24 protein-coding genes and 1 tRNA gene are annotated in these 23,338 nt (G+C 61.2%); 12 read left to right on the top strand and 13 right to left on the bottom strand.

Going from position 1 to position 23,338, the window contains the following annotated elements; translation table 11 throughout:
• The first annotated feature begins 5 nt into the window (after positions 1-5).
• The 5 genes from truB (at position 6) to RHE_RS00565 (ending at position 5,868) form a co-directional block, all read left to right on the top strand.
• Positions 6-938 carry a tRNA pseudouridine(55) synthase TruB gene (gene truB / locus RHE_RS00585; protein ID WP_011423509.1) on the top strand — a complete coding sequence of 311 codons (933 nt, stop codon included), beginning with the start codon at positions 6-8 and terminating at the stop codon, positions 936-938.
• 78 nt (positions 939-1,016) lie between these two features.
• A complete protein-coding gene (locus tag RHE_RS00580; RefSeq protein WP_011423508.1) occupies positions 1,017-1,868 on the top strand; it encodes an alpha/beta fold hydrolase in 852 nt (283 codons plus the stop codon).
• 150 nt (positions 1,869-2,018) lie between these two features.
• On the top strand, positions 2,019-2,288 hold the full coding sequence (gene rpsO, locus RHE_RS00575) for a 30S ribosomal protein S15 (protein WP_009997779.1): 270 nt from the start codon (positions 2,019-2,021) through the stop codon (positions 2,286-2,288).
• 349 nt (positions 2,289-2,637) lie between these two features.
• Positions 2,638-4,776 carry a polyribonucleotide nucleotidyltransferase gene (gene pnp / locus RHE_RS00570; protein WP_011423507.1) on the top strand — a complete coding sequence of 713 codons (2,139 nt, stop codon included), beginning with the start codon at positions 2,638-2,640 and terminating at the stop codon, positions 4,774-4,776.
• A 75-nt stretch (positions 4,777-4,851) separates the two neighbouring features.
• A complete protein-coding gene (locus tag RHE_RS00565) occupies positions 4,852-5,868 on the top strand; it encodes a class I SAM-dependent methyltransferase (protein ID WP_011423506.1) in 1,017 nt (338 codons plus the stop codon).
• A gap of 96 nt (positions 5,869-5,964) precedes the next feature.
• Here RHE_RS00565 and fabI read toward each other — a convergent pair whose 3' ends face one another.
• Genes fabI through fabA form a run of 3 tightly spaced genes read right to left on the bottom strand, consistent with a single transcriptional unit; the run spans position 5,965 to position 8,569 of the window.
• Positions 5,965-6,771 (bottom strand): enoyl-ACP reductase FabI, encoded by an 807-nt coding sequence (fabI, locus tag RHE_RS00560; protein WP_011423505.1) that lies wholly within the window; start codon positions 6,769-6,771, stop codon positions 5,965-5,967.
• A gap of 4 nt (positions 6,772-6,775) precedes the next feature.
• On the bottom strand, positions 6,776-8,008 hold the full coding sequence (fabB, locus tag RHE_RS00555; protein WP_011423504.1) for a beta-ketoacyl-ACP synthase I: 1,233 nt from the start codon (positions 8,006-8,008) through the stop codon (positions 6,776-6,778).
• Positions 8,009-8,053: 45 nt separating this feature from the next.
• A complete protein-coding gene (fabA, locus tag RHE_RS00550; protein WP_011423503.1) occupies positions 8,054-8,569 on the bottom strand; it encodes a 3-hydroxyacyl-[acyl-carrier-protein] dehydratase FabA in 516 nt (171 codons plus the stop codon).
• A 301-nt stretch (positions 8,570-8,870) separates the two neighbouring features.
• Between fabA and irrA the strand changes: the two genes are divergently transcribed.
• Positions 8,871-9,290, top strand: a complete 420-nt coding sequence (irrA, locus tag RHE_RS00545; RefSeq protein WP_011423502.1) for an iron response transcriptional regulator IrrA — start codon at positions 8,871-8,873, stop codon at positions 9,288-9,290.
• Positions 9,291-9,410: 120 nt separating this feature from the next.
• Here the strand turns inward: irrA and RHE_RS00540 are convergent, their stop codons facing one another.
• On the bottom strand, positions 9,411-10,046 hold the full coding sequence (locus tag RHE_RS00540) for a trimeric intracellular cation channel family protein (protein ID WP_011423501.1): 636 nt from the start codon (positions 10,044-10,046) through the stop codon (positions 9,411-9,413).
• Positions 10,047-10,161: 115 nt separating this feature from the next.
• Here RHE_RS00540 and RHE_RS00535 point away from each other — a divergent pair, with 115 nt between their 5' ends.
• Positions 10,162-10,635 carry a hypothetical protein gene (locus RHE_RS00535; protein WP_011423500.1) on the top strand — a complete coding sequence of 158 codons (474 nt, stop codon included), beginning with the start codon at positions 10,162-10,164 and terminating at the stop codon, positions 10,633-10,635.
• Between the two features lie 2 nt (positions 10,636-10,637).
• Here RHE_RS00535 and RHE_RS00530 read toward each other — a convergent pair whose 3' ends face one another.
• Together RHE_RS00530 and RHE_RS00525 are read right to left on the bottom strand one after the other, a co-directional pair.
• Entirely contained in the window at positions 10,638-11,426 is a 789-nt protein-coding gene (locus RHE_RS00530; RefSeq protein ID WP_011423499.1) for a YdcF family protein, read from the bottom strand.
• Between the two features lie 67 nt (positions 11,427-11,493).
• Positions 11,494-12,216, bottom strand: coding sequence for a YoaK family protein (locus tag RHE_RS00525; RefSeq protein ID WP_011423498.1), 723 nt, complete (start codon positions 12,214-12,216; stop codon positions 11,494-11,496).
• Between the two features lie 235 nt (positions 12,217-12,451).
• Between RHE_RS00525 and RHE_RS00520 the strand changes: the two genes are divergently transcribed.
• The gene (locus RHE_RS00520) at positions 12,452-12,688 is read left to right on the top strand and encodes a DUF2798 domain-containing protein (RefSeq protein ID WP_011423497.1); all 237 of its coding nucleotides are present in this window, start codon (positions 12,452-12,454) and stop codon (positions 12,686-12,688) included.
• Positions 12,689-12,814: 126 nt separating this feature from the next.
• On the opposite strand, the gene RHE_RS00515 is transcribed toward RHE_RS00520, so the two are convergent.
• From RHE_RS00515 to RHE_RS00505, 3 genes are all read right to left on the bottom strand, one after another.
• Positions 12,815-13,108 carry a GIY-YIG nuclease family protein gene (locus tag RHE_RS00515; RefSeq protein WP_042117687.1) on the bottom strand — a complete coding sequence of 98 codons (294 nt, stop codon included), beginning with the start codon at positions 13,106-13,108 and terminating at the stop codon, positions 12,815-12,817.
• A gap of 101 nt (positions 13,109-13,209) precedes the next feature.
• Positions 13,210-13,285: transfer RNA gene (locus RHE_RS00510), tRNA-Ala, on the bottom strand.
• A gap of 149 nt (positions 13,286-13,434) precedes the next feature.
• The gene (locus RHE_RS00505; protein WP_011423496.1) at positions 13,435-13,818 is read right to left on the bottom strand and encodes a TIGR02300 family protein; all 384 of its coding nucleotides are present in this window, start codon (positions 13,816-13,818) and stop codon (positions 13,435-13,437) included.
• A 383-nt stretch (positions 13,819-14,201) separates the two neighbouring features.
• Between RHE_RS00505 and cmk the strand changes: the two genes are divergently transcribed.
• A complete protein-coding gene (gene cmk / locus RHE_RS00500) occupies positions 14,202-14,849 on the top strand; it encodes a (d)CMP kinase (RefSeq protein ID WP_020920063.1) in 648 nt (215 codons plus the stop codon).
• Between the two features lie 173 nt (positions 14,850-15,022).
• The gene (gene rpsA / locus RHE_RS00495) at positions 15,023-16,726 is read left to right on the top strand and encodes a 30S ribosomal protein S1 (protein WP_011423494.1); all 1,704 of its coding nucleotides are present in this window, start codon (positions 15,023-15,025) and stop codon (positions 16,724-16,726) included.
• Positions 16,727-16,802: 76 nt separating this feature from the next.
• On the opposite strand, the gene RHE_RS00490 is transcribed toward rpsA, so the two are convergent.
• From RHE_RS00490 to RHE_RS00480, 3 genes are all read right to left on the bottom strand, one after another.
• A complete protein-coding gene (locus RHE_RS00490; RefSeq protein ID WP_011423493.1) occupies positions 16,803-18,320 on the bottom strand; it encodes a hypothetical protein in 1,518 nt (505 codons plus the stop codon).
• Between the two features lie 224 nt (positions 18,321-18,544).
• Positions 18,545-19,171, bottom strand: a complete 627-nt coding sequence (locus tag RHE_RS00485; protein WP_011423492.1) for a ribonuclease D — start codon at positions 19,169-19,171, stop codon at positions 18,545-18,547.
• 84 nt (positions 19,172-19,255) lie between these two features.
• Entirely contained in the window at positions 19,256-20,065 is an 810-nt protein-coding gene (locus RHE_RS00480) for a MerR family transcriptional regulator (RefSeq protein ID WP_011423491.1), read from the bottom strand.
• Between the two features lie 164 nt (positions 20,066-20,229).
• Here RHE_RS00480 and RHE_RS00475 point away from each other — a divergent pair, with 164 nt between their 5' ends.
• Positions 20,230-21,510: a 4-aminobutyrate--2-oxoglutarate transaminase gene (locus RHE_RS00475; protein ID WP_011423490.1), complete on the top strand. Its 1,281-nt coding sequence runs from the start codon at positions 20,230-20,232 to the stop codon at positions 21,508-21,510.
• Between the two features lie 62 nt (positions 21,511-21,572).
• Complete coding sequence (locus tag RHE_RS00470; protein WP_011423489.1) at positions 21,573-23,057, top strand: NAD-dependent succinate-semialdehyde dehydrogenase; 1,485 nt, start codon at positions 21,573-21,575, stop codon at positions 23,055-23,057.
• A gap of 43 nt (positions 23,058-23,100) precedes the next feature.
• Here RHE_RS00470 and RHE_RS00465 read toward each other — a convergent pair whose 3' ends face one another.
• Positions 23,101-23,310, bottom strand: a complete 210-nt coding sequence (locus RHE_RS00465) for a SlyX family protein (RefSeq protein ID WP_011423488.1) — start codon at positions 23,308-23,310, stop codon at positions 23,101-23,103.
• Positions 23,311-23,338: the final 28 nt, after the last annotated feature.

Here is a 23,338-nt window from a genome sequence, read left to right as displayed (position 1 = left end):
GACTGATGTCCAAACCACGCAAACCCAAGGGCCGGCCGATTTCCGGCTGGCTGATCCTCGACAAGCCGATGGATTTCGGCTCGACGGAAGCCGTTTCCAAGCTCAAATGGCTCTACAAGGCGCAGAAGGCCGGCCATGCCGGGACGCTTGACCCGCTCGCCTCCGGCATGCTGCCGATCGCGCTCGGCGATGCTACCAAGACCGTTCCCTATGTGATGGACGGCCGGAAAATCTATGAGTTCACCGTCAGCTGGGGCGAGGAGCGCGCCACCGACGATCTCGAAGGCGATGTGACGCAGAGCTCGGAAAGGCGCCCCACCGAGCAGCAGATCCGCGATATCCTGCCCCGCTACATCGGCACGATCAGCCAGGTGCCGCCGCAATTTTCTGCCATCAAGATCGCGGGTGAACGCGCCTATGATCTGGCGCGCGACGGGGAAGCCGTCGAGATTCCTTCACGCGAAGTCGAGATATTCCGACTGACTCTGCTTGGCTGCCGGGATGCCAATACCGCGCATTTCGAAGTGGAATGCGGCAAGGGCACTTATGTCCGGGCGCTCGCCCGCGATTTCGGCCGCGAGCTCGGCTGCTACGGCCATATATCAGGCCTGCGGCGCACCTTCGTCGCGCCCTTTTCGGAAGACGCCATGGTGCCGCTTGCGAACCTGGTGGCGCTCGAAGCGATCGAAGACATGGACGAGCGGCTCGCCGCCCTCGACGCATTGCTGATCGACACGTGCGAAGCGCTTTCGGCGCTGCCTCACCTCGTCATCAACGACGACCAGGCGCACCGGCTGAAGATGGGCAATCCGATCCTGGTGCGCGGCCGCGATGCGCCGATTGCCGAAAGCGAAGCCTATGCGACGGCCCGTGGCCGGCTGATCGCGATCGGTGAGATCGGCCAGGGCGAATTTCGCCCAAAGCGGGTTTTCGCCTAAGTCTGCACAGCTGACGATTGTCATGAGATGGCGATGCGATATCTTCCTTTCGGACCATAGCGGCCTGAGAGGACAATTATGCGCGCAATCGCAATTGGAATGCTGACGTTCTTTTCGCTGTTCCTGACTGCCGCCGGCGCTCGATCCGCCGAGCGCTGGGCCGAGCTTCCGGCCTTTCCTGCCATGCCGGCGCCGAGGGTGAGCGGCATGGCCGATGTGGACGACATCAAGATGTATTATGCAGAATATGGTGAAGGCGATCCGATCCTCTTCATCCATGGCGGACTCGGCAATACCGGCGTCTGGGGTCACCAGATCGCCGAATTCGCCAGGGATCATCTGGTCATCGTTGCCGACAGCCGGGGTCACGGACGCTCGACCCGCAGCCAGCAGCCCTTCGGTTACGATCTGATGACATCGGACTATGTCGCCCTTCTCGATTTTCTGAAGATCGACAAGGTGACGCTCGTCGGATGGTCGGACGGCGGCATCATCGGCATCGACATGGCGATGAGATATCCGGAAAAGCTGACGCGGGTCATTGCCCAGGCGGCCAATGTCACCACCGACGGGGTCAAGCCCGACGTCTTGAGCAGCAAGACCTTCAACGACTACATCACCGTCGCCGGAGAACAATACCGGAAGCTGTCGCCGACACCCAACGAATACGAGGCCTTCGTCAACCAGATTTCGCAGATGTGGGCGACGCAGCCGAACTGGACGGCGACGGAGCTTGGCAAGATCACGCTGCCGGTCACGCTTGCCATCGGTGATCATGATGAGGCCGTCAAGCTCGATCATACGGAGATGATGGCGAATAAAATTCCGGGGGCAAAGCTCGTCATCCTTAAAGACGCCAGCCATTTCGCCATGCTGCAGGATCCTGCAGGCTATAATGCGATGATCCGGGGCGCCATGACCGGCCGCTGAACACTGCTGCGGCGCTCCCTCTTTCCATCGCTGCTTATTTGGTTTATAGGCAGCGCCAGCATCGGGTGCGCCCGATTGCATTCGCGGCCAAAGCTGGACGGCATCCCGGCTTTTGGCGACTTCTTCTCCTCTCATAGAAAGGACCATCCGATGTCGATCACTGCTGAGCGCAAGGCTGCGCTGATCAAGGAATACGCAACCGCCGAAGGCGACACCGGTTCGCCGGAAGTTCAGGTCGCGATCCTGACCGAGCGCATCAATAACCTGACCGAACACTTCAAGGACCACAAGAAGGATAACCATTCCCGACGTGGCCTGCTGACGATGGTTTCGAGCCGCCGCTCGCTTCTTGATTATCTCAAGAAGAAGGATGAAGGCCGCTATTCCAAGCTGATCAACAGCCTGGGTATCCGCCGCTAAGATTGTCCGGCGGGCGCTTTTAAGCGTCCGCCGGATCTGTTTCGGGACGATGTTCCGATGAAATGTTCCGGCCGCGCCCTATCTCAAGCGGTGGAACGACCGGCAGACCCGGATGGGCCGGTTCTGCCAAACCAACCGCTGACCTGTCATGGGGCAGGATTGCCGGATGCTTTCGGCCAAAGTTCTCCAAGGCTTTGGCCCAAGTTTCTCAGGAACTCTCAAGTTCGGGAAACTGCCGATGAAAAGCCTCCCGTTGTCTTGCCCGTGATACGTCACATTGATTGCGGTCGACTGTGCGCTGCGCCCTGATATCGGCGATGGCGCGTGCTCCCGCATTGAAGGACAAGATATGTTTGATACACACACAGTGGAAATCGAGTGGGCCGGCCGCCCGCTGAAGCTCGAAACCGGCAAGATCGCCCGTCAGGCCGACGGCGCGGTTCTCGCCACTTATGGTGAGACCGTTGTTCTCGCCACCGTCGTCTCGGCCAAGGCGCCGAAGCCCGGTCAGGACTTCTTTCCGCTGACCGTCAACTACCAGGAAAAGACCTACGCGGCCGGCAAGATCCCCGGCGGCTATTTCAAGCGAGAGGGCCGCCCGAGCGAAAACGAGACCCTCGTTTCCCGCCTGATCGACCGCCCGATCCGCCCGCTCTTCCCGGAAGGCTACAAGAACGACACGCAGGTCGTCGTCACCGTCGTCCAGCACGACCTTGAAAACAATCCCGACATCCTGTCCATGATCGCCTCTTCGGCGGCGCTGACGCTTTCCGGCGTTCCCTTCATGGGCCCGGTCGGCGGCGCACGCGTCGGCTACATCAATGGCGAATATGTTCTCAACCCGCATCTTGACGAGATGGATGAGTCGAGCCTCGACCTCGTCGTCGCCGGCACCTACGACGCCGTGCTGATGGTCGAGTCCGAAGCCAAGGAACTGCCCGAAGACGTCATGCTCGGCGCTGTCATGTTCGGCCACAAGGGCTTCCAGCCTGTGCTCGACGCGATCATCAAGCTCGCCGAAGTCGCCGCCAAGGAGCCGCGCGACTTCCAGCCGGAAGACTATTCCGAGCTCGAAGGTGAGATGCTGAAGCATTTCGAAGCCGAACTCCGCGAAGCCTACAAGATCACCCAGAAGGCCGACCGCTACGCCGCGGTCGACGCCGTCAAGGCAAAGGTCAAGGCTCACTTCCTTCCCGAGGAAGGCGAAGCCAAGTATACGGCCGAAGAAGTCGGCGCGATCTTCAAGCACCTTCAGGCCAAGATCGTCCGCTGGAACATCCTCGACACCAAGAGCCGCATCGACGGCCGCGACCTTGAAACCGTTCGTCCGATCGTTTCGGAAGTCGGCCTTCTGCCGCGCACGCACGGTTCGGCGCTCTTCACGCGCGGCGAAACGCAGGCGATCGTGGTTGCCACGCTCGGCACCGGCGAAGACGAGCAGTATGTCGACAGTCTGACCGGCATGTACAAGGAACGCTTCCTGCTCCATTACAACTTCCCTCCCTTCTCGGTTGGTGAGACCGGCCGCATGGGCTCCCCGGGTCGCCGCGAGATCGGCCACGGCAAGCTCGCTTGGCGTGCGATCCGTCCGATGCTGCCGTCGGCTGAGCAGTTCCCCTACACGCTGCGCGTCGTTTCCGAGATCACCGAATCCAACGGCTCGTCCTCGATGGCAACCGTCTGCGGCACGTCGCTGGCGCTGATGGATGCAGGTGTCCCGCTCGCAAAGCCGGTAGCCGGTATCGCCATGGGCCTGATCCTCGAAGGCGATCGTTTCGCCGTCCTCTCCGACATTCTCGGCGACGAAGATCATCTCGGCGATATGGACTTCAAGGTTGCCGGTACGGCCGATGGCATCACTTCGCTGCAGATGGACATCAAGATCGCCGGTATCACCGAAGAGATCATGAAGGTCGCTCTCGGTCAGGCCAAGGGCGGCCGCGCCCATATCCTCGGTGAAATGGCCAAGGCCATCACCGAAAGCCGCGGCCAGCTCGGCGAATTCGCTCCGCGCATCGAAGTCATGAACATTCCGGTCGACAAGATCCGCGAAGTCATCGGCTCCGGCGGCAAGGTCATCCGCGAAATCGTCGAAAAGACCGGCGCGAAGATCAACATCGAGGACGACGGCACCGTCAAGATCGCCTCCTCTTCCGGCAAGGAAATCGAAGCGGCCCGCAAGTGGATCCATTCGATCGTCGCCGAGCCTGAAATCGGCCAGATCTATGAAGGCACTGTCGTCAAGACCGCCGACTTCGGCGCCTTCGTCAACTTTTTCGGCGCCCGCGACGGCCTCGTCCATATCTCGCAGCTCGCTTCCGAGCGCGTCGCCAAAACGACTGACGTCGTCAAGGAAGGCGACAAGGTCTGGGTCAAGCTGCTCGGCTTCGACGAACGCGGCAAGGTTCGCCTGTCGATGAAGGTGGTCGACCAGGCCACCGGCCAGGAGATCCCGAACGAGAAGAAGAAGGAAGAAGCGGCCGAATAAGCTGCCTCTGCCAGCTTCAATTCCGGGCGCGGGAATCTTCCGCGCCCTTTTTCTATTCTAAATGAGACGAGATCGATGAGCCGCGAAACGCTGAAGACCCTGTTCCATCCCTTTGCCAGCGGCACAATCGCGGCGCCCGGCGAAGGCGAGCGTGTGCTCTTCCTCGGCGCCGAGGCTGGCTTTCAGCTGCCGGAAAGCTTTGCTGCCTCGCTCAGCGCCGTCCAGGGCTTCCGGCCGCTCTACCGCCAGCTGCTGGCGCAACGGATCGAAGCGACGCCTGAGATCGACGGCGAGGACTATGACGCAGCACTCGTGCTCTGCACCAAGCACAAGGGCGAGAACGAAGCCAGCCTCGCCGCCGCAATCGCCCGCACGCGGGCCGGCGGGCTTATCGTGGTCGCCGGCGCCAAGGAGGACGGCATCCAGCCCTTGCGCAAGCGTATGGAAGGTTTCGGCCTGGCCATTGACCACATGCCGAAATATCACGGCGTCGCCTTCTGGTTCGGCCGGCCGGCCGATACCGGTGACATCATCTCGAAACTGGCGAAGGCGCCGGTGCGCGTCGACGGTCGCTTCCATGCGACAGCCGGCATGTTCTCGCATGACCGGATCGATGCCGGATCGGAACTGCTCGCCACGCGCCTGCCGCAGGATTTCAGCGGCGATGTCGCCGACTTCGGCGCCGGATGGGGCTATCTCTCGGTCGAGATGGCGCAGAGATCGCGCGGACTGGCCCGCCTTGACCTCTATGAGGCCAATCACGCGGCCCTGGAGGCCGCGCGGGACAACCTGGCGGAGAACTGCCCGGACGCGCCGGTGCGCTTCTTCTGGCACGATCTGGTGGGCGAGCCGGTCAAGGACAAATACGACCTCGTCGTCATGAACCCGCCTTTCCATGAAGGACATGCCGCCGAGCCGTCGCTTGGCCAGGCGATGATCAAGGCCGCCGCCTCCGCCCTTCGCGGCGGCGGCCGGCTGATGCTCGTCGCCAACCGCGGCCTGCCCTATGAGCCGGTTCTGGCCGCGAACTTCAGGGAAAGCGGCGAAACCTGCCGCAATGCACGTTTCAAGGTGCTGTGGGCGAAGAAATAAGGCTCAAGGCCGCTTCGCCCCGATCGTTCTTATCCGCCAAACAAAAGGCCGTGCGCAGAGGATGCGCACGGCCTTTGAATTTCCAATCAGCGGCGTTTATTCGACGTCGGCCTTGCGCAGGGTGTCCAGCGTCGGCATGGAGGTGATGTTGAAGCCGGCATCGACGAAGTGGATCTCGCCGGTGACGCCGGCGGAGAGGTCGGAAAGCAGGTAAAGCGCCGAGCTGCCGACCTGATCGATGGTGACCGTCTTGCGCAGCGGTGCATTGCGCTGGTTCCAAGAGAGGATGGCGCGCGCATCCGAGATACCGGCGCCGGCAAGCGTGCGGATCGGGCCAGCGGAAATCGCGTTGACGCGGATGCCGCGCGGGCCGTAGTCGGCGGCAAGATAACGCACCGAAGCCTCGAGCGCTGCCTTGGCGACACCCATGACATTGTAATTCGGAATGACGCGCGTCGATCCGTTATAGGTCAAGGTCAGCATCGCGCCACTGCCTTCCATCAGCGGAGCGCAGCGCTTGGCGATCTCGGTGAAGGAGAAGCAGGAGATGACCATGGTGCGGCTGAAATTCTCCCGCGTCGTATCGGCGTAGAGGCCCTTCAGCTCGTTCTTGTCGGAGAAGCCGATGGCGTGGACGATAAAATCGAGCTTGCCCCAGCGCTCGCCGAGCGCATCGACCACGGCGTCGACCGAAGCGATGTCCTCGACGTCGCACGGCAGTACGAAATCCGAGCCGACTTCGGCGGCAAGCGGCCTGACGCGCTTGCCGAGCGCATCACCCTGATAGGTGAAGGCGAGGTCCGCGCCCTCAGCGGCGAGAGCCTTTGAAATCCCCCAGGCGATCGAGTGGTTGTTGGCGACGCCCATGATGAGGCCGCGCTTACCCTGCATGATTCCAGTCATGTTGTTATCCGTTATAGCGCTGGAAGACGAGCGTGGCGTTCGTCCCGCCGAAGCCGAAGGAATTGGAGAGAGCGATATCGATCTTCGCATTGTCGATTCGCTGGCGCACGATTGGCACGCCTTCGAATTCGGGATCGAGCTCGGCGATATGGGCGCTTTCGCCGATGAAACCTTGCTGCATCATCAGCAGGGAATAGATCGATTCCTGCACGCCGGCTGCACCCAGCGAATGGCCCGTCAGCGATTTGGTCGATTGGATATGCGGGATCTTGGCGCCGAATACCTCGCGGATAGCGCCGATTTCTTTGCTGTCGCCGACCGGCGTCGACGTGCCGTGGGTATTGATGTAGTCGACATCGCCTTTGACGGTGGAAAGCGCCTGGCGCATGCAGCGGATGGCGCCCTCGCCGGAGGGGGCGACCATGTCGTAACCATCGGAGGTGGCACCGTACCCGACGATTTCGGCGTAGATCTTGGCGCCGCGTGCCTTGGCGCGTTCGAGCTCCTCGAGCACCAGCACGCCGGCGCCGCCGGCGATGACGAAACCATCGCGATTGACGTCATAGGCGCGCGAGGCGGTATCGGGCGTGTCGTTATATTTCGAGGACATGGCGCCCATGGCGTCGAAGAGATTGGACATCGTCCAGTCGAGATCCTCGTGGCCGCCGGCAAACATCATGTCCTGCTTGCCCCACTGGATCATTTCAGCGGCGTTGCCGATGCAATGAGCAGAGGTCGAGCAGGCCGACGAGATCGAATAATTGACGCCGTGGATCTTGAACCAGGTGGCAAGGGTGGCCGAGGCGGTGGAGGACATCGCCTTCGGCACGGCGAAGGGGCCAATGCGCTTCGGGCTATTGTTCTTGACGGTGATATCGGCCGCCTCGATGAGCGTGCGAGTGGACGGTCCGCCGGAGCCCATGATGATGCCGGCGCGCTCGTTCTGAGCGTAGTCCTTCTCTTCCAGGCCGGAATCGGCGATCGCCTGCTTCATGGCGACATGATTCCAGGCGCCGCCCTGCGACAGGAAGCGCATGGCGCGGCGATCGACCAGTTCGCCAAGTTCCGCCGGGCCGAGCTTGGGGCTGCCCCAGACCTGGCACTTGAAGCCGTGTTCGGCGAAATCGTTGGAAAAGGAAATGCCCGACTTTGCCTGGCGCAAGGATTCGGTGACTTCGGCTGCATCGCTCCCGATCGAGGAAACGATACCCAGACCCGTGACAACTACCCGTCTCATCTGATCAAACCTTTATTGTTTTCGTCAGCCGCGCGAAATGCGGTTTCAGGCGGTCTTGTCTTTCGATAGACCGACGCGAAGGTCGGACGCCTGGTAAATGGTCTCGCCATCCGCCTTCAGCCAGCCGTCGGCCGTGCCGAGCACGAGACGGCCGCGCATGACGCGCTTGAAGTCGATGCCGTATTCGATCAGGTTCGTATGCGGCCGGACCATGCCCTTGAACTTCACTTCGCCGGTTGAAAGCGCCATGCCCCGACCTTCCTCACCGAGCCAGCCGAGGAAGAAGCCGGTCAGCTGCCACATGCCATCGAGGCCGAGGCAGCCCGGCATGATCGGATTGCCTTCGAAATGGCAGGGAAAGTACCAGTCGTCGGGGCGCACGTCGTATTCGGCCCTGAGATAGCCCTTGTCGAAGGCGCCGCCCGTTTCGGAAATGTCCGTGATGCGGTGAACCATCAGCATGGGCGGCAGCGGCAGCTGCGCATTGCCGGGTCCGAATAGCTCGCCATGGGCGCAAGCGATGAGTTCTTCATACGAGAAGCTGGACTGTCTGGTGGTCATAAAATTTCTTTTTCCCCCCGCGTGAAGCCGATGGATGTGAACGTGTAGTCCAAGTTCTTCAGAAAATGAAGCACAAGCAAGGCAGCTTCATTCATCGGCTTGGACCAGGCTTACGCCATTATTTGGTGGTCGCATACAGGAAGGCCAGAGCTGCGACCAGACCTATTTGCATCAAAAGCCCGTTTTTGCCGCCTTTATCAGGCTCTCGTCCCCACTGAACTATTGAAAGGCTCCGATGCAAAAGTTATACCGCTTGAAGAAACATGATTGCTTTATGCAGGAATAACCGGAGTTGGTATTGATGACGGGTGCACCCCCGATCGCAATAGAGGTAAGGCTGCGCGGCGCGGGCCTGCGACCCACCCGCCAGCGCGTCGCGCTCGGCGACCTCCTGTTTGCCAAGGGCGACCGGCATTTGACCGTCGAGGAACTGCATGAGGAGGCGGTTGCCGCCGGCGTGCCGGTTTCGCTGGCGACGGTCTACAACACGCTGCACCAGTTCACCGAAGCCGGTCTCATCCGCGTTCTCGCCGTCGAGAGCGCCAAGACCTATTTCGACACCAATGTTTCCGATCACCATCATTTCTTCGTCGAAGGTCAAAACGAGGTGCTCGACATTCCCGTCAGCAACCTGACGATCGACAACCTGCCGGAACCGCCCGAGGGCATGGAGATTGCCCATGTCGACGTGGTGATCCGCCTGCGGGCCAAACAGGGCTGACGGCGCCTTAGAACAGGATGATTTTAGGTCGGTCGACCTAAAATCATCCTGTTCTAGTTTAGATAGCTAGAGCATGATGTCGTCCAAAAACCGCTTACACTTCGGCATCATGCTCGGTCTCTACATGACATCGTCGGGGTGCCGGCCGGGCTTGTGCTTGTAAATCGGGAAGGTCCAGCCGAACCACAGCGCTCCGCCGCGAACGGCAAAGGCTGCGGCGACGCCGCAGCCGGAGGCGAGATAAAGCGGCATCCCCAGCGCATTGGCGAGCGTGAACACGCCGGCGCCGATCAGGGCCGCCGTCACATAGATTTCCGGCCGCAACAGCACCGAAGGCTCGTTTGCCATCAGATCGCGCAGGATGCCGCCGAAGGTTGCGGTCAACGTGCCGGTGACAATGGCGATGGTCGGCGAGCCGGTGGCGGCAAGTCCCTTGGCAGCGCCGAGCACGCAATAGGCGGCAAGGCCGATCGCATCCAGCCAGATCAGCAGGCGATAGCGTGATTCCAACAGGTGGGCCGTGAAGAACACGATGACGCCCATAATGCAGCAAACGAGAATATAGGCAGGGTTCAGCACCCAGAAGACCGGCACGCGGCCGAGCACGATATCGCGCACGGTGCCGCCGCCGGTTCCCGTCACCATCGCGAAAAACAGAAAGCCGATCAGGTCCAGTTGCTTGCGCGAGGCGGCGAGCGCCCCTGTCGCGGCAAACAGCGCAATGCCGGCATAATCGAGATAGACGAGCAAGGACATGGAGACCCCGGAGCCGGCGAACAGTTTCCGGAAAGAACCACGGCGGCAAGGGCGGCGCAAGGCGGCGCGGCCATAAAGCCAAGCTGATAGAGCTTTATCCAACAGAGGAAAGCCCGTGAAAACGCTGGTGCTCGCCGTTCTAAATCTTCTCCTGCTTGTTATCATGCCGGCGGCGGCCCTTGGCCAGCAATCGCTGATCTCCGACCCGGAGATCTACGAGAAGAAGCATTTTCAGGCGCAGTGCAAGGCGGCCGAATTCGCCGACGGCTTCATCATCCGGCAGGACATCAACAATGACGGGCTGATCGACGCGGTGGTCAACGAAGGCGAACTCACCTGCGACGGACAAAAGGGGCCGCAATGCAACGACGACGGCTGCACCTATAATTTTTATCTGCAGGTCGCCGAAGGCGGTTATTTCATGATCGCGACGGCGCAGATCTACGGCTACGACTTCGTCAAGCGCTTCGGCAACATGGTGCTGGCGATGAAGATGCATCCGCGTTTCTGTGACCGCACCGAAGGCGATCCCTGCATCGTGACCGCGCGTGTGCGCGGCACGAAATTCGTCACCATCTCGAAGAAATAAGCTTAACGCGGATAGAGCTCCGACGTCCGGCCGGCGAGATAGTAGCCGATCAGGCCGTACCATTCGCGAATCGCCGTCGCCATGCTCTGGGCATTGAGGTTCGGCTGGGTGAAATCCAGGCCCGGCCTCACCTGTCCGTCGGTGCGATAATCGGTCGGCCAGGGCACGATATCGATGCCGAGCTTGCGGAAGATGCCGACGGAGCGCGGCATATGAAAACCCGATGTGATCAGCAGGCAATGAGATAGCCCCTGGCTTGCCAGGAATTCCCTAGTGTTGACGGCGTTTTCGAAGGTCGTGCGCGATTGCCGCTCTTCGATCAGGCGATCCTTGCCGATGCCGAAGAGCGGGAAGAAGCGCTCGGATGCCGCCGCATCGCCTTCGTAAATGCCCGAAATAGAGCCGTCGCCGCCCGAGATCAGGATGCGCGACTGCGGAAATTTCTGCGCGAGCCGCAAGGCTTCGATGAAGCGGTCGGCGCCGCCGTTGAATTCGATGCCGTGGCGCGCCGTGTTCACCTCGTTTTCGAAGGCGCCGCCGAGCACGATCACGCATTGCAGGTTCTCCGGGTCGGCGGCAGGCTTTGCAAACCGCTGCTCGAGGCCTTGCATCAGAAGGTTGCCGGCCGTGGTGTAGAGCGTGACGAAGAGGATGAGCGCGCTAGCCGTTGCGCCAAGGATACTCAAGGCACGCCAGCGCAGAAGGATGGCGATGAGGGTGAAGAAGACGAGCAGGAATGCCAGCGACAGCGGCTGGCAGAAAATCCAGACGAGCTTCGAAATCAGGAACACGATCTACTCCTTGAGGACGGACAGCGACCTTCCTATCCGATTCGAGGGTAACAGGAATGCGACGCTTCTATTTGCCGCGCACTGCGGCCGAGCGATGCGAGGCAAGCTTCTGGTTGAAGCGCCGCTGGAGCGGCCGGGGAATGAAGATGGCGGCAAACGCCAGCGCCATGGCGAAGACGGAGACCAGCCACAAGGCATGGGCGCCGGTCAGCCGCGTCAGGACGGCGCCGGCGATCGCGCCGAGCACCATGCCGCCCCAGGGCACGATCTGGATCGTCCATTCGACACGACGGTCGCCGATGATCCAGCGGCCGATGCCGCGGCCGAAGCGCGACAGGGCGCCGGTGACATAAGTCAGCCCGATCGGCAGGCCTTCGATATGCTCGACGGCGGCGTTCACCATGCCCATGGAACAGACGATCAGGTAGAAGCTCGCCAGCATCATGCTCTGCCATGTCGTCATCGATGCGAGCGCCAGGACAAGGCCGACGCAGCCGAGCACGACGAATATCCGGCGCTCGGAGACATGGGCGATAACGATTCCGGCTGCGTTGCCGAGCACGAAAACGACAATGGCGGAGATCAGCACCGCCGCATGAAAAAGGTTGCCGTCACTGACGGCGAGGGCCGCCCGCGTCGTGTTGCCGGTCATAAAGGAGACGAAATCGCCGGTCAGCAGCAGCCCGGTCGCATCGGTCATGCCGGCAAGAAACGAAATCGAGGCGACGAGGGCGATCCCGGTGACGGTTCGTCGTGTACGAATGATGCGGCGGCGTCTTGCTCTGGTCATTTGCGGGTCCTGAAGCCGAATCGCTGAGTTTCCGGAAGAAGATAAATCCTCTTCAGTGAGGAATTCGCAAAGAGGGATTGAAAGTGGTTGGGGCGGGACTTGAGAAGAGCGATATTTTCCGCCATAAAACGGCGTCGCTTCAGACCGAAGCTCCGTAAGCGTTTACGTCAATCAACGCGCAACCCGCCGATCGGCGCTGCGCTGTTGTTCTGATCGGCATCTTACGGAGACAAAAATGTCCAAAGGCAAACTCCCCAAACGCTACAATGCGGTCGTCATGCCGCTCATCCTTTCACTGCTGATGACGTCAGTCGTCTCGGCGATCAGCATCCTCAGAGCACAAGGCCTGACCGCAGCCGCCCTTGCCATGTGGCCGTCCGCATGGGCGCTGTCCTGGGCGATCGCCTTTCCCGTCCTGCTGCTTGTGCTGCCAGTGGTGAGGCGGGTGACGGCGGCCATTGTCGAGAGTTAAGCGAGGCGCCGGTGGGCTGTGGGGGCGGCCTACCGGTGTTGAGGGGATGGCTAGAGTCGTTTCTTTGCAAATGCCTCGCGCATATCAGGTGATCCAGCTGAACAGTTTTCGCGCACGCACCGGCACTTATTCGGAATCGGCCTTCAGGTTATCGAGGCGACCTGGAACCAGATTCGGTTGGATCAATCTCTTGCTGGCAAACGCCCTGCCGGAATGCGATTTCAGGTAGGTTTCGAATTCAAGCGCTTTGTGCTGGTCGGGAAAGGCGCAATACCAGAGCAATTTCCAGGGTACGATTTTGGCGGTGTGGGTGGATTTTCCGGCACTATGCGCCGCAAGGCGCTGCTTCAGATCTGCGGTAGAGCCGGTATATTCCTGATCGGGAAAATCGACACTGCGGAGAATATAGACATACCACATCAGTGTTTCAGCCCGTCGTCGCCCTTCGGGCTATGCCGGGCACTGCTTCGGCCTAACGGTTTCTCGCGGCTGCGCCACGCGAAGCCCGTAAGGGCGAAGCGTGGTGGAGCTAAGCGGGATCGAACCGCTGACCTCTTGCATGCCATGCAAGCGCTCTCCCAGCTGAGCTATAGCCCCATCAAGGCGGTCCGGCCGAGCGCCGGTCCTGGGATCTCCTCGGGGTGTTGCCCTCGGAGTGGCGGCTTCTTACTTGCGGTTTTCGCAGATAGCAAGCCTAAAAAATCCGACCCGGAATTTTTTTGTAATCCGGGCCGGCATTCGTCTGATCAGACTTCGTCTTCGTCGCCGGTCACGCCGATGATGTCGCTCATGTCGTCATCGTCGTCGTCTTCGTCGGGTGTGAGGAAGGTGTCGTCATCGTCGTCGCCTTCGATTTCGACATCGTCGTCGCCCATATCCGGAATGTCGTCGCCGCTGGCGCCATCATCGGCATCCTCGAGCGAAACCAGTTCGACTTCGGTGTTTTCGGTATCGACTTCCGCAACCTCGTCTTCCTCGGCAACATCGGCGATCGCCGAAGTTTCCTCGAAGAAGGACAGGGGATAGGACTTGCCGGTATAAGGGGAAACGATCGGATCCCGGTTCAGATCATAGAACTTCTTGCCGGTTTCCGGATCGGTGCGCTTGGTTCCAAGTTCCGCTTTCGCCACTATAAGCCTCGTGAGAATGGCCGAATCCGCGATTCGGCAAAATGCCGTGCAAGCCGGCGTTCCATCGGAAATTATAAGCCGGTCCCCTTAATCGCTGTGGCTTCCCATGTCAAAGCCAAACTTTATCATCTCCGTGCGGCCGTTTTCGCCGGCTGGCGGATGACCGCTGATGGCGTTTGTGGTAACGAGCCGCGGCAGTAGAAAAAACGGGCGAAGGCAGCAGCCGGCCAGGCCGACGCTTCGGAAGAAATGCGATGCAGTTACAGAGGATTACGCGATGCATGGCTCTGCGCCGCAGCCCGCCGCCAACTTCCTGTTCCAGCCGCATCCGCGCAATACGACCCCTTTGGCGCCTCATGGCGCATCATTGCAGGATTGATCTCATGGCAACAAAGAGTTTCACCATCGCCATCGACGGCCCGGCGGCAGCCGGTAAGGGGACGCTTTCGCGTCTCATCGCTGAACGATACGGCTTTCACCATCTCGACACGGGGCTCACCTATCGCGCGACGGCCAAGGCGCTGCTCGACGCCGGCCTGCCGCTCGACGACGAAGCGGTGGCGGAAAAGATGGCGCGGGAGGTTGAACTTGCCGGGCTGGATCGCGATATCCTTTCTCGACACGAAATCGGCGAAGCCGCCTCGAAGATCGCCGTCATGCCGGCAGTGCGCCGGGCCTTAGTAGAAGCGCAGCGCCGTTTTGCGGCAAGGACGCCGGGAACGGTGCTCGACGGACGCGATATCGGCACGGTCGTTTGTCCGGATGCGCCGGTGAAGCTCTATGTAACGGCGTCGCCGGAGGTACGCGCCAGACGCCGTTACGACGAGATCCTCGGCAAGGGGGCAACGGCGGATTTCGAGGCGATTTTCGAAGACGTCAAGCGGCGCGACGAACGTGACATGGGACGGGCCGACAGCCCTTTGAAACCAGCTGATGATGCGCACTTGCTTGACACGTCGGAAATGAGTATAGAGGCCGCGTTTCATGCCGCTCATTCGATCATCGATGCGGCCTTGAGCCGAAATGCCTAAATTCAAGCGATTTCGCGTGCGCAGAAGCACGATATCGCTTTTATGCAGCCTGAAATTCCGTCCAAGCGCCGGATTGCCTTCGTAAGAGAGGGCGGACTGGGTTCAGGCCCGTTCAACGCAAACCACCGGCGCATACGTGTCCGCTCTGCCAATCAGGACACGCAGGAGATTTTATGTCAGTAGCTACCCCCTCCCGCGAGGATTTCGCGGCTCTTCTCGAAGAGTCCTTTGCCAAGAATGACCTGGCCGAAGGCTATGTCACCAAGGGCATCGTCACGGGCATCGAGAAGGACGTCGCCGTTGTCGACGTCGGCCTCAAGGTTGAAGGGCGCATCGCGCTCAAGGAATTCGGCGCACGCGCCAAGGACGGTTCGCTGAAGGTCGGCGACGAAGTCGAAGTCTATGTCGAGCGCATCGAAAACGCGCTTGGCGAAGCCGTTCTGTCGCGCGAGAAGGCTCGCCGCGAAGAAAGCTGGATCAAGCTTGAAGCCAAGTTCGAAGCCGGCGAGCGCGTCGAAGGCGTGATCTTCAACCAGGTCAAGGGCGGCTTCACGGTCGACCTCGACGGTGCGATCGCCTTCCTGCCACGTTCGCAGGTCGACATCCGTCCGATCCGCGACGTCACGCCGCTGATGCACAATCCGCAGCCCTTCGAAATCCTCAAGATGGACAAGCGCCGCGGCAACATCGTCGTTTCGCGCCGTACGGTTCTGGAAGAATCCCGTGCCGAGCAGCGTTCTGAAATCGTTCAGAACCTCGAAGAAGGCCAGGTTGTTGACGGCGTCGTCAAGAACATCACCGATTACGGTGCGTTCGTCGACCTCGGCGGCATCGACGGCCTGCTGCACGTCACCGACATGGCATGGCGCCGTGTGAACCATCCGTCGGAAATCCTGAACATCGGCCAGCAGGTCAAGGTTCAGATCATCCGCATCAACCAGGAAACCCACCGCATCTCGCTCGGCATGAAGCAGCTCGAGTCCGATCCGTGGGATGGCATCCAGGCCAAGTATCCGGAAGGCAAGAAGATCTCCGGTACCGTCACCAACATCACCGACTATGGTGCATTCGTCGAGCTGGAGCCGGGCATTGAAGGCCTGATCCACATCTCGGAAATGTCCTGGACCAAGAAGAACGTTCACCCCGGCAAGATCCTGTCCACGAGCCAGGAAGTCGAAGTCGTCGTTCTCGAAGTCGATCCGTCCAAGCGCCGTATCTCGCTCGGCCTCAAGCAGACGCTGGAAAACCCGTGGGCAGCATTCGCCCGCAGCCATCCGGCCGGCACTGAAGTCGAAGGCGAAGTCAAGAACAAGACCGAATTCGGCCTGTTCATCGGTCTCGACGGCGATGTCGACGGCATGGTGCACCTCTCCGACCTCGACTGGAACCGTCCGGGCGAACAGGTCATCGAGGAGTACAACAAGGGTGACGTCGTCAAGGCTGTCGTTCTCGACGTCGACGTCGAGAAGGAACGCATCTCGCTCGGCATCAAGCAGCTCGGCAAGGATGCAGTCGGCGACGCCGCTGCTTCGGGCGATCTGCGCAAGAACGCCGTCGTTTCCTGCGAAGTCATCGCCATCAACGATGGCGGCGTCGAAGTGAAGCTCGTCAACCACGAGGACATCACTTCCTTCATCCGTCGCGCCGATCTCGCCCGCGACCGCGACGAGCAGCGTCCTGAGCGCTTCTCGGTCGGCCAGGTCGTCGACGCCCGCGTCACCAACTTCTCCAAGAAGGACCGCAAGATCATGCTGTCCATCAAGGCTCTGGAGATTGCGGAAGAGAAGGAAGCCGTCGCTCAGTTCGGTTCGTCCGACTCGGGCGCTTCGCTTGGCGACATTCTGGGCGCAGCCCTGAAGAACCGCGGCGGCGAATAAGCCTCGCTCCCTCTTTGAACTGAAGAACCCGCCGGAGCGATCCGGCGGGTTCTTTATTTTCAGGTAATGAAAACCGCTATTCCCAGCCGACCATGCGCTGATAAAGCGCGTAGACTGGATCGGCCGCCGTGTCCGGCCGATACGCCGACGGCTCGGTATCGATCATCCTCGGCGTCCTGCGCTCGGGTGCCGCTTCCGCCCCTTCAGCATCGGGCTCGGCATCCTCGCCGCCGTATTGCGACTGCTGCTCGTCCTGCGGCGCACCGTCCTGGTGATGGTGATGCTGGTGGCTCGTTTCGCCGGCTTTTTCATTCGACGGCGTATCCTTGGCGAACTGATAAGGCAGCTGGGCATAGGCAAAGCCCTCCGGCACCTTGGCCGCGAGCGGCACATAAGAGGCTTCGGCCATCTGGGGAAGCGGCACCGGTTGCGGCTGTGCGGCAATTTCTTTCGGCTGTCGGGCGGCCGCAGCCGTAGCCCCGGTTTCCATCTGCGACGAGTGGAGAACTGGCGACTGTCGAGCATCCGCGGCGGCCAGATCTGCCGGCTGTCTCGTCAAGGACTCGTTCGCTTCGCTGATGACGGCCTCATCGAGAATGGCATCGACCTCTACCGCCGCCTCGACAGCACCATCCTCCAGCACGTTTTCCAAGTCCTGCTCACGGATGATGGTGACGATCATCTCGGAGACCTCTTCGGTCATGGAGGCGACGATTCCCGTCCAGTTCCGGGGAATGACGGGATCGGCTTCTCCCGACGCTGCGCGAGGCTGAACGACCGGCGGCTCCGCCACCTCGGCCGTGTCGTCACCCGCGTGCTGCTCTGCAGGCGCCGATTGCCGGGCTTCGACCCTCGGGGCAACCTCTGCTTTTGTCACCGAAGCGGAGCGAATCCGGTTCTCAGACTGCGAAATTTCGGGGTCAACGGCTTCGGCGGTGAGCGCTTCCGCGCTTGTCGCAGGCAGGGCGGTCTCGATCAATTTGCCGGCTGGTTCAGTTCGCTTTTCCACCGGCGGGCGGATCGCGGCGGGCAGACTGTCTTCATGCAGCTGGATCTCGGGCCGCGCTTCGGCGCGCATCGGCGAAGCATCGTTCTGACCATAGGATCGGACGACGGCGCGGGCAGCGAGATCGCGGTCCTTGTAGCGCACGATTTCCAGATAGGCGACGATACGCGCCGCCTCAGGCCCCGTCGGATTCTTCAAGGCTTCGGCGATCATCCGAAGCGGCAGACTGTGCCCCTGCGCGCTCAGCTGGCCTTCGACCTCATCGATCCTGGCGGCCGGCAGCCCGCGGATGGCATCGGCCAGCCGGGAGGCGAAGGCGGAATTGCTCTCGTCCTCGCCGCGATCGAGCGAGATCGAGCGGCCAGCTGCATCGATGACATCGAAAAGGGCTTCAACCATGCGCTCGCGCGCCGCAAGGAGCAGGATATTGAGCTTGCCGGCAATGGCGGAATTCAGGTCGGCGGCTTCGACGGCATTGACGGGCGCGGGGGCAATCACCGAACGGTCAAGACTGGCGGCCAAGATCGCCGCGGTCTGGCCTTGAGATGAAAAGCTTGCATTGGACGCTGCACGAACGGGGGTCAGCATGGCATGCCCTTTCGTAAAGTGACGATGAAAGCAGGCTCTATGAAAGGACCGCGCTCATCCGGTCCCTTGCATCCCGAGCAGATCCCCCTGTCCGCATGACGCAAACTGCGCCATCGAATGCCTAAAAATTAAATCGAATATTAAGAAACAGAGATTAACGAAACCCTAACGTCGGCGGACCAGTTCATCCGCGACTGCAGACAGTGAAGATGACGGCAATTCGCTCAGCTGTGAGCGAAGATATCGGCCTCTTCCCAGCCGAGAAGGTCGAGCTTGGCGCGGGTCGGCAGGAATGCGAAGCAGGCCGTGGCGTGGTCGAACCGGCCGTCGCGGATCAGGCGGGCCGTCAGCTTATCTCGAAGCGCGTGCAGATAAAGCACGTCGGAAGCGGCATATTCGAGCTGGGCCGGCGACAGCGTCTCAGCCGCCCAATCGGAAGATTGCTGCGCCTTGGAGACATCGACGTCAAGCATCTCCTTGAGATTGTCTTTGAGGCCGTGGCGATCGGTGTAGGTGCGGCAGAGGCGCGAAGCAATCTTGGTGCAGAACACCGGATTGGTCGTGACGCCGAAGGTATGAAAGAGCACGGCAATATCGAAGCGGCCGTAATGAAAGATCTTCTGGTGCGTGGGATCTTCGAGAAGGGCGACGAGATTGGGGGCCGCTTTCTGGCCGGCGGCGATGCGGATGATGTCGGCGGTGCCGTCACCCGGAGAAAGCTGGACGACGCAGAGACGATCCCGCCGCGGCACCAGGCCCAGCGTCTCGGTATCGATCGCGATCGCGCCGGTGTAGCGGGCCGCGTCGGCCGCGGAAATATCGCCTTCGTGATAACGGATGGTGGCGGCCATGAGACTGTCTTTCGTTCGGATATTCTCCACTCGCGCTATAGCGCAAAGGTACACATTGCGAAACTGCTTCCTGCTGCGGCTGGTTCAGAATGTCGGCGGCGTGTTGATCCAGAGAAGCACGGTTTCGCCATCGTGGCGGTTGCGCCAGGAATGGTAGCGGCGGCTTTCGAAATACAGTGAATCGCCCGGGCCGAGATCGAAGAACTGATCGCTGTCGAGCACCAGTTCCAGTCGGCCGGACAGGACATGCATGAATTCCTCGCCTTCGTGGCGATAGGCGCCCTGGCTGGCAGCGCCCGGAGCCAGCACGAAACGATGGCAATCCATCATCCTGCGACCTTCGGCAAGCAGCTGCACCGTAACCCCGGGGGTCGTTTCCGGCCAGGTGCGCCACTCGCCGGCGCGTATCACTGCCGGCACCTCCTCGCTTTCCTCGCCCGAAAGGCGGGAGACGGTCGTAGCGTAATATTCGGCGAGATCGTGCAGCGTCTTGAATCCGACGCCTTGCGAGGTGCGCTCCAGCGTCGAGAGCGTCGAAGCGGTGATGCCGATATCGCTGGCCACCTGATCGAGGGTCTTGCCTGCGGCGTGGCGGAGGCTCCGCAGTTTCCGGCCGAGGCCGGAACCCTGGCCGGGTTCGGCACTGTCGGCGGAAGGTTCCTCGCTCTCCAGCGCCTCTCGGATTGCTGCCGGATTGAGACCGCGCTCGACCCGGTACCAGGAGATGCGCTTCAGCCGCGCCACATCGTCGGCGCTATATTGCCGATGGCCGGTGTCGGAGCGGCCGGGAACGACCAGACCCTGGCTTTCCCAGAGGCGCAGCGTCGAGGCGGAGACGCCCGCCAGCCGCGCGGCCTCCGCCACCTTGTAGCGCACAGGCCCGTTGTCACTCATCAGCCAATACCCCGAATCTCGTTGCGCGAGCATTCATCAAATCGCGTGATGTTTGAAGAAAAAAATGCCGCTTGTTTTCTTGCAGAAAAAATATAGGAATTTCCAGAGTGTCTTACAGAATTTATGTAAGATAATTCCAAAACCTTCAACACGGGAACAGATCGATGACCGCGACAAGCCTTACCGACCGGAAGAACGCCGCGATTTCACGCGGCGTCGGCATGACCACCCAGATCTATGCGGACCGCGCAGAGAATGCCGAAATCTGGGACAAGGAGGGCCGCCGCTATATCGATTTCGCCGCCGGAATCGCGGTGCTCAACACCGGCCACCGACACCCTAAAGTCATTGCGGCGGTCAAGGATCAACTCGACCACTTCACCCATACTTGCCATCAGGTGGTGCCTTATGAGAACTACATCAGCCTCGCCGAGCGGCTGAACGTGCTGGTGCCGGGGGACTTCGAGAAGAAGACGATCTTTGTCACCACGGGCGCCGAAGCCGTCGAAAACGCCATCAAGATTGCGCGGGCGGCAACGGGCCGCTCCGCCGTGATCGCCTTTACCGGCGGCTTTCACGGGCGCACCTTCATGGGCATGGCGCTGACCGGCAAGGTCGTGCCCTACAAGGTCGGCTTCGGCGCCATGCCGGGCGATGTCTTCCATATTCCTTTCCCCGTCGAACTGCATGGCGTCTCTGTCGATCAGTCGTTTGCGGCGCTGAAGAAACTCTTCGCCGCCGATGTCGATCCGCAGCGGGTCGCGGCCATCATCATCGAGCCGGTGCAGGGCGAAGGCGGCTTCTACCCGGTGCCGGCGAGCTTCATGAAGGCGCTGCGCGAACTCTGCGACCAGCACGGCATCCTGTTGATCGCCGATGAGGTGCAGACCGGTTTTGCCCGCACCGGCCGGATGTTTGCGATGGATCATCACGAGGTGGCGGCCGACCTGACGACGATGGCAAAGAGCCTTGCCGGCGGCTTTCCGCTTGCCGCCGTCACCGGTCGCGCCGAGATCATGGACGCGCCGGGACCGGGCGGGCTCGGCGGCACCTATGGCGGCAATCCGATCGGCATCGCCGCCGCGCATGCCGTCCTCGACGTGATCAAGGATGAAGACCTCTGCAACCGCGCCAACCTGCTCGGCCAGCGGCTGAAGCAGCGGCTGGAATCGCTGCACGAGAGGGTGCCGGAGATCGCCGATATTCGCGGACCCGGCTTCATGAACGCCGTCGAATTCAATGACCGGAGGACGGGATTGCCAAGCGCTGACTTCGCCAACAAGGTGCGGTTGGCAGCGCTCGACAAGGGGCTGATCCTGCTGACCTGCGGCGTCCATGGAAATGTCATCCGCTTCCTCGCGCCTATCACCATCCAGGACGATGTCTTTGGCGAGGCGCTCGATATTCTCGAGACCTCGATGCTGGAAGCGAGTGCGGCCTGCTAGCGCCGATCGAATCCGGATTTCAATGGCGCCGCGATCGGCAGCCGTTCCCAAGGAGATATGACATGGCTTTCACCACCGCACTGACCAGGCACGTTGCCTTTTCCTCGCCGCTGCTGCGCGATGCCGGCTATATCAACGGCGTCTGGACGCCGGGCGACGCCGCCGCAAAGACCTTCGATGTGCTGAACCCGGCAACCGGCGAGCTGCTCGCCTCCCTGCCCGATATGGGCGCAGCCGAAACGCGAGCGGCGATCGATGCGGCCTATGCCGCCCAGCCGGCCTGGGCTGCCCGCCCGGCCAAGGAACGCAGCCAGATCCTGCGCAAATGGTTCGACCTGATAGTCGCCAATGCCGATGCGCTCGCGGCGATCCTGACCGCCGAAATGGGCAAGCCCTTCCCCGAAGCGCGCGGTGAGATCCTTTATGCCGCCGCCTATATCGAATGGTATGCGGAAGAGGCCAAGCGCATTTACGGCGAGACGATCCCGGCGCCGTCCCAGGACAAGCGCATGATCGTCATCAAGCAGCCGGTCGGCGTCGTCGGTACGATCACGCCGTGGAATTTCCCGGCGGCGATGATTGCCCGCAAGATCGCGCCGGCGCTTGCCGTCGGCTGCACTGTCGTGTCGAAGCCGGCCGAGCAGACGCCGCTGACGGCGATTGCCCTTGCCGTGCTCGCCGAACAGGCCGGCATTCCGGCCGGCGTCTTCAATCTCATCGTCGGGCTCGATGGCCCGGCGATCGGCCGCGAGCTCTGCGGCAATGACAAGGTGCGCAAGATCAGCTTCACCGGCTCGACCGAGGTCGGCCGTATCCTGATGCGGCAATGCGCCGACCAGATCAAGAAGGTGAGCCTGGAGCTCGGCGGCAACGCGCCGTTTATTGTCTTCGATGATGCTGATCTCGACGCTGCCGTCGAGGGCGCGATCGCCTCCAAATATCGCAATGCCGGCCAGACCTGCGTTTGCGCCAACCGCCTCTATATCCAGTCCGGCGTCTATGACGCCTTTGCCGCGAAGCTTGCCGCCAAGGTCGCCGACATGTCGGTCGGCGACGGGTTCAGGCCCGGTGTCGAGATCGGGCCACTGATCGACGAGCAGGGTCTTGCGAAGGTGGAGGACCATGTCGGCGACGCAGTTGCCAAGGGCGCCAAGATTCTGACCGGCGGCAAGCGCATCGACGGCGCCGGCACCTTCTTTGCGCCGACAGTGCTGACCGGCGTCACCCGCGATATGACGGTGGCGCGCGAGGAAACCTTCGGGCCGGTGGCGCCGCTCTTCCGCTTCGAGACGGCCGAGGACGTCATCACTCAGGCCAATGATACGGAATTCGGCCTGGCCGCCTATTTTTATGCCGGCGACCTCAAGAAGGTCTGGCGGGTGGCGGAAGCACTCGAATACGGGATGGTCGGCATCAATACCGGGCTGATGTCGTCGGAGATGGCGCCATTCGGCGGCATCAAGCAATCGGGTCTCGGCCGCGAGGGCTCGCGCCACGGCGCCGACGATTATCTGGAGATGAAATATCTCTGCATTGGCGGCCTCTGATTGGTCCCTGTAGCGAGGGCACGCGGCATTCCGCCGCGTGCTTTCAATAATGCGGCGGGCGGGTAATTGCCGGGGCTTCCAGCGACTGCTCCTCCAGTGACAGGAAGCGTTCTGTCAACCTATCAAGCTTGGTGCGCATCTGCTCCACGATCTTCCATTGTTCGGCGAGCTGATCGGAAAGCTCCTCGATCGTGTTTGCCTGATAGGCCAGCATTTCCTCCAGCCGGGTGATGCGGTTGGTCTCGTCGGACATCGAACCTCCTTTGCCGACACCGGCAGAA

Origin of the sequence: Rhizobium etli CFN 42, assembly GCF_000092045.1 — a bacterium.
In the GTDB taxonomy this organism is placed as follows: domain Bacteria; phylum Pseudomonadota; class Alphaproteobacteria; order Rhizobiales; family Rhizobiaceae; genus Rhizobium; species Rhizobium etli.
This window is presented reverse-complemented; position numbering and strand designations above follow the sequence as displayed.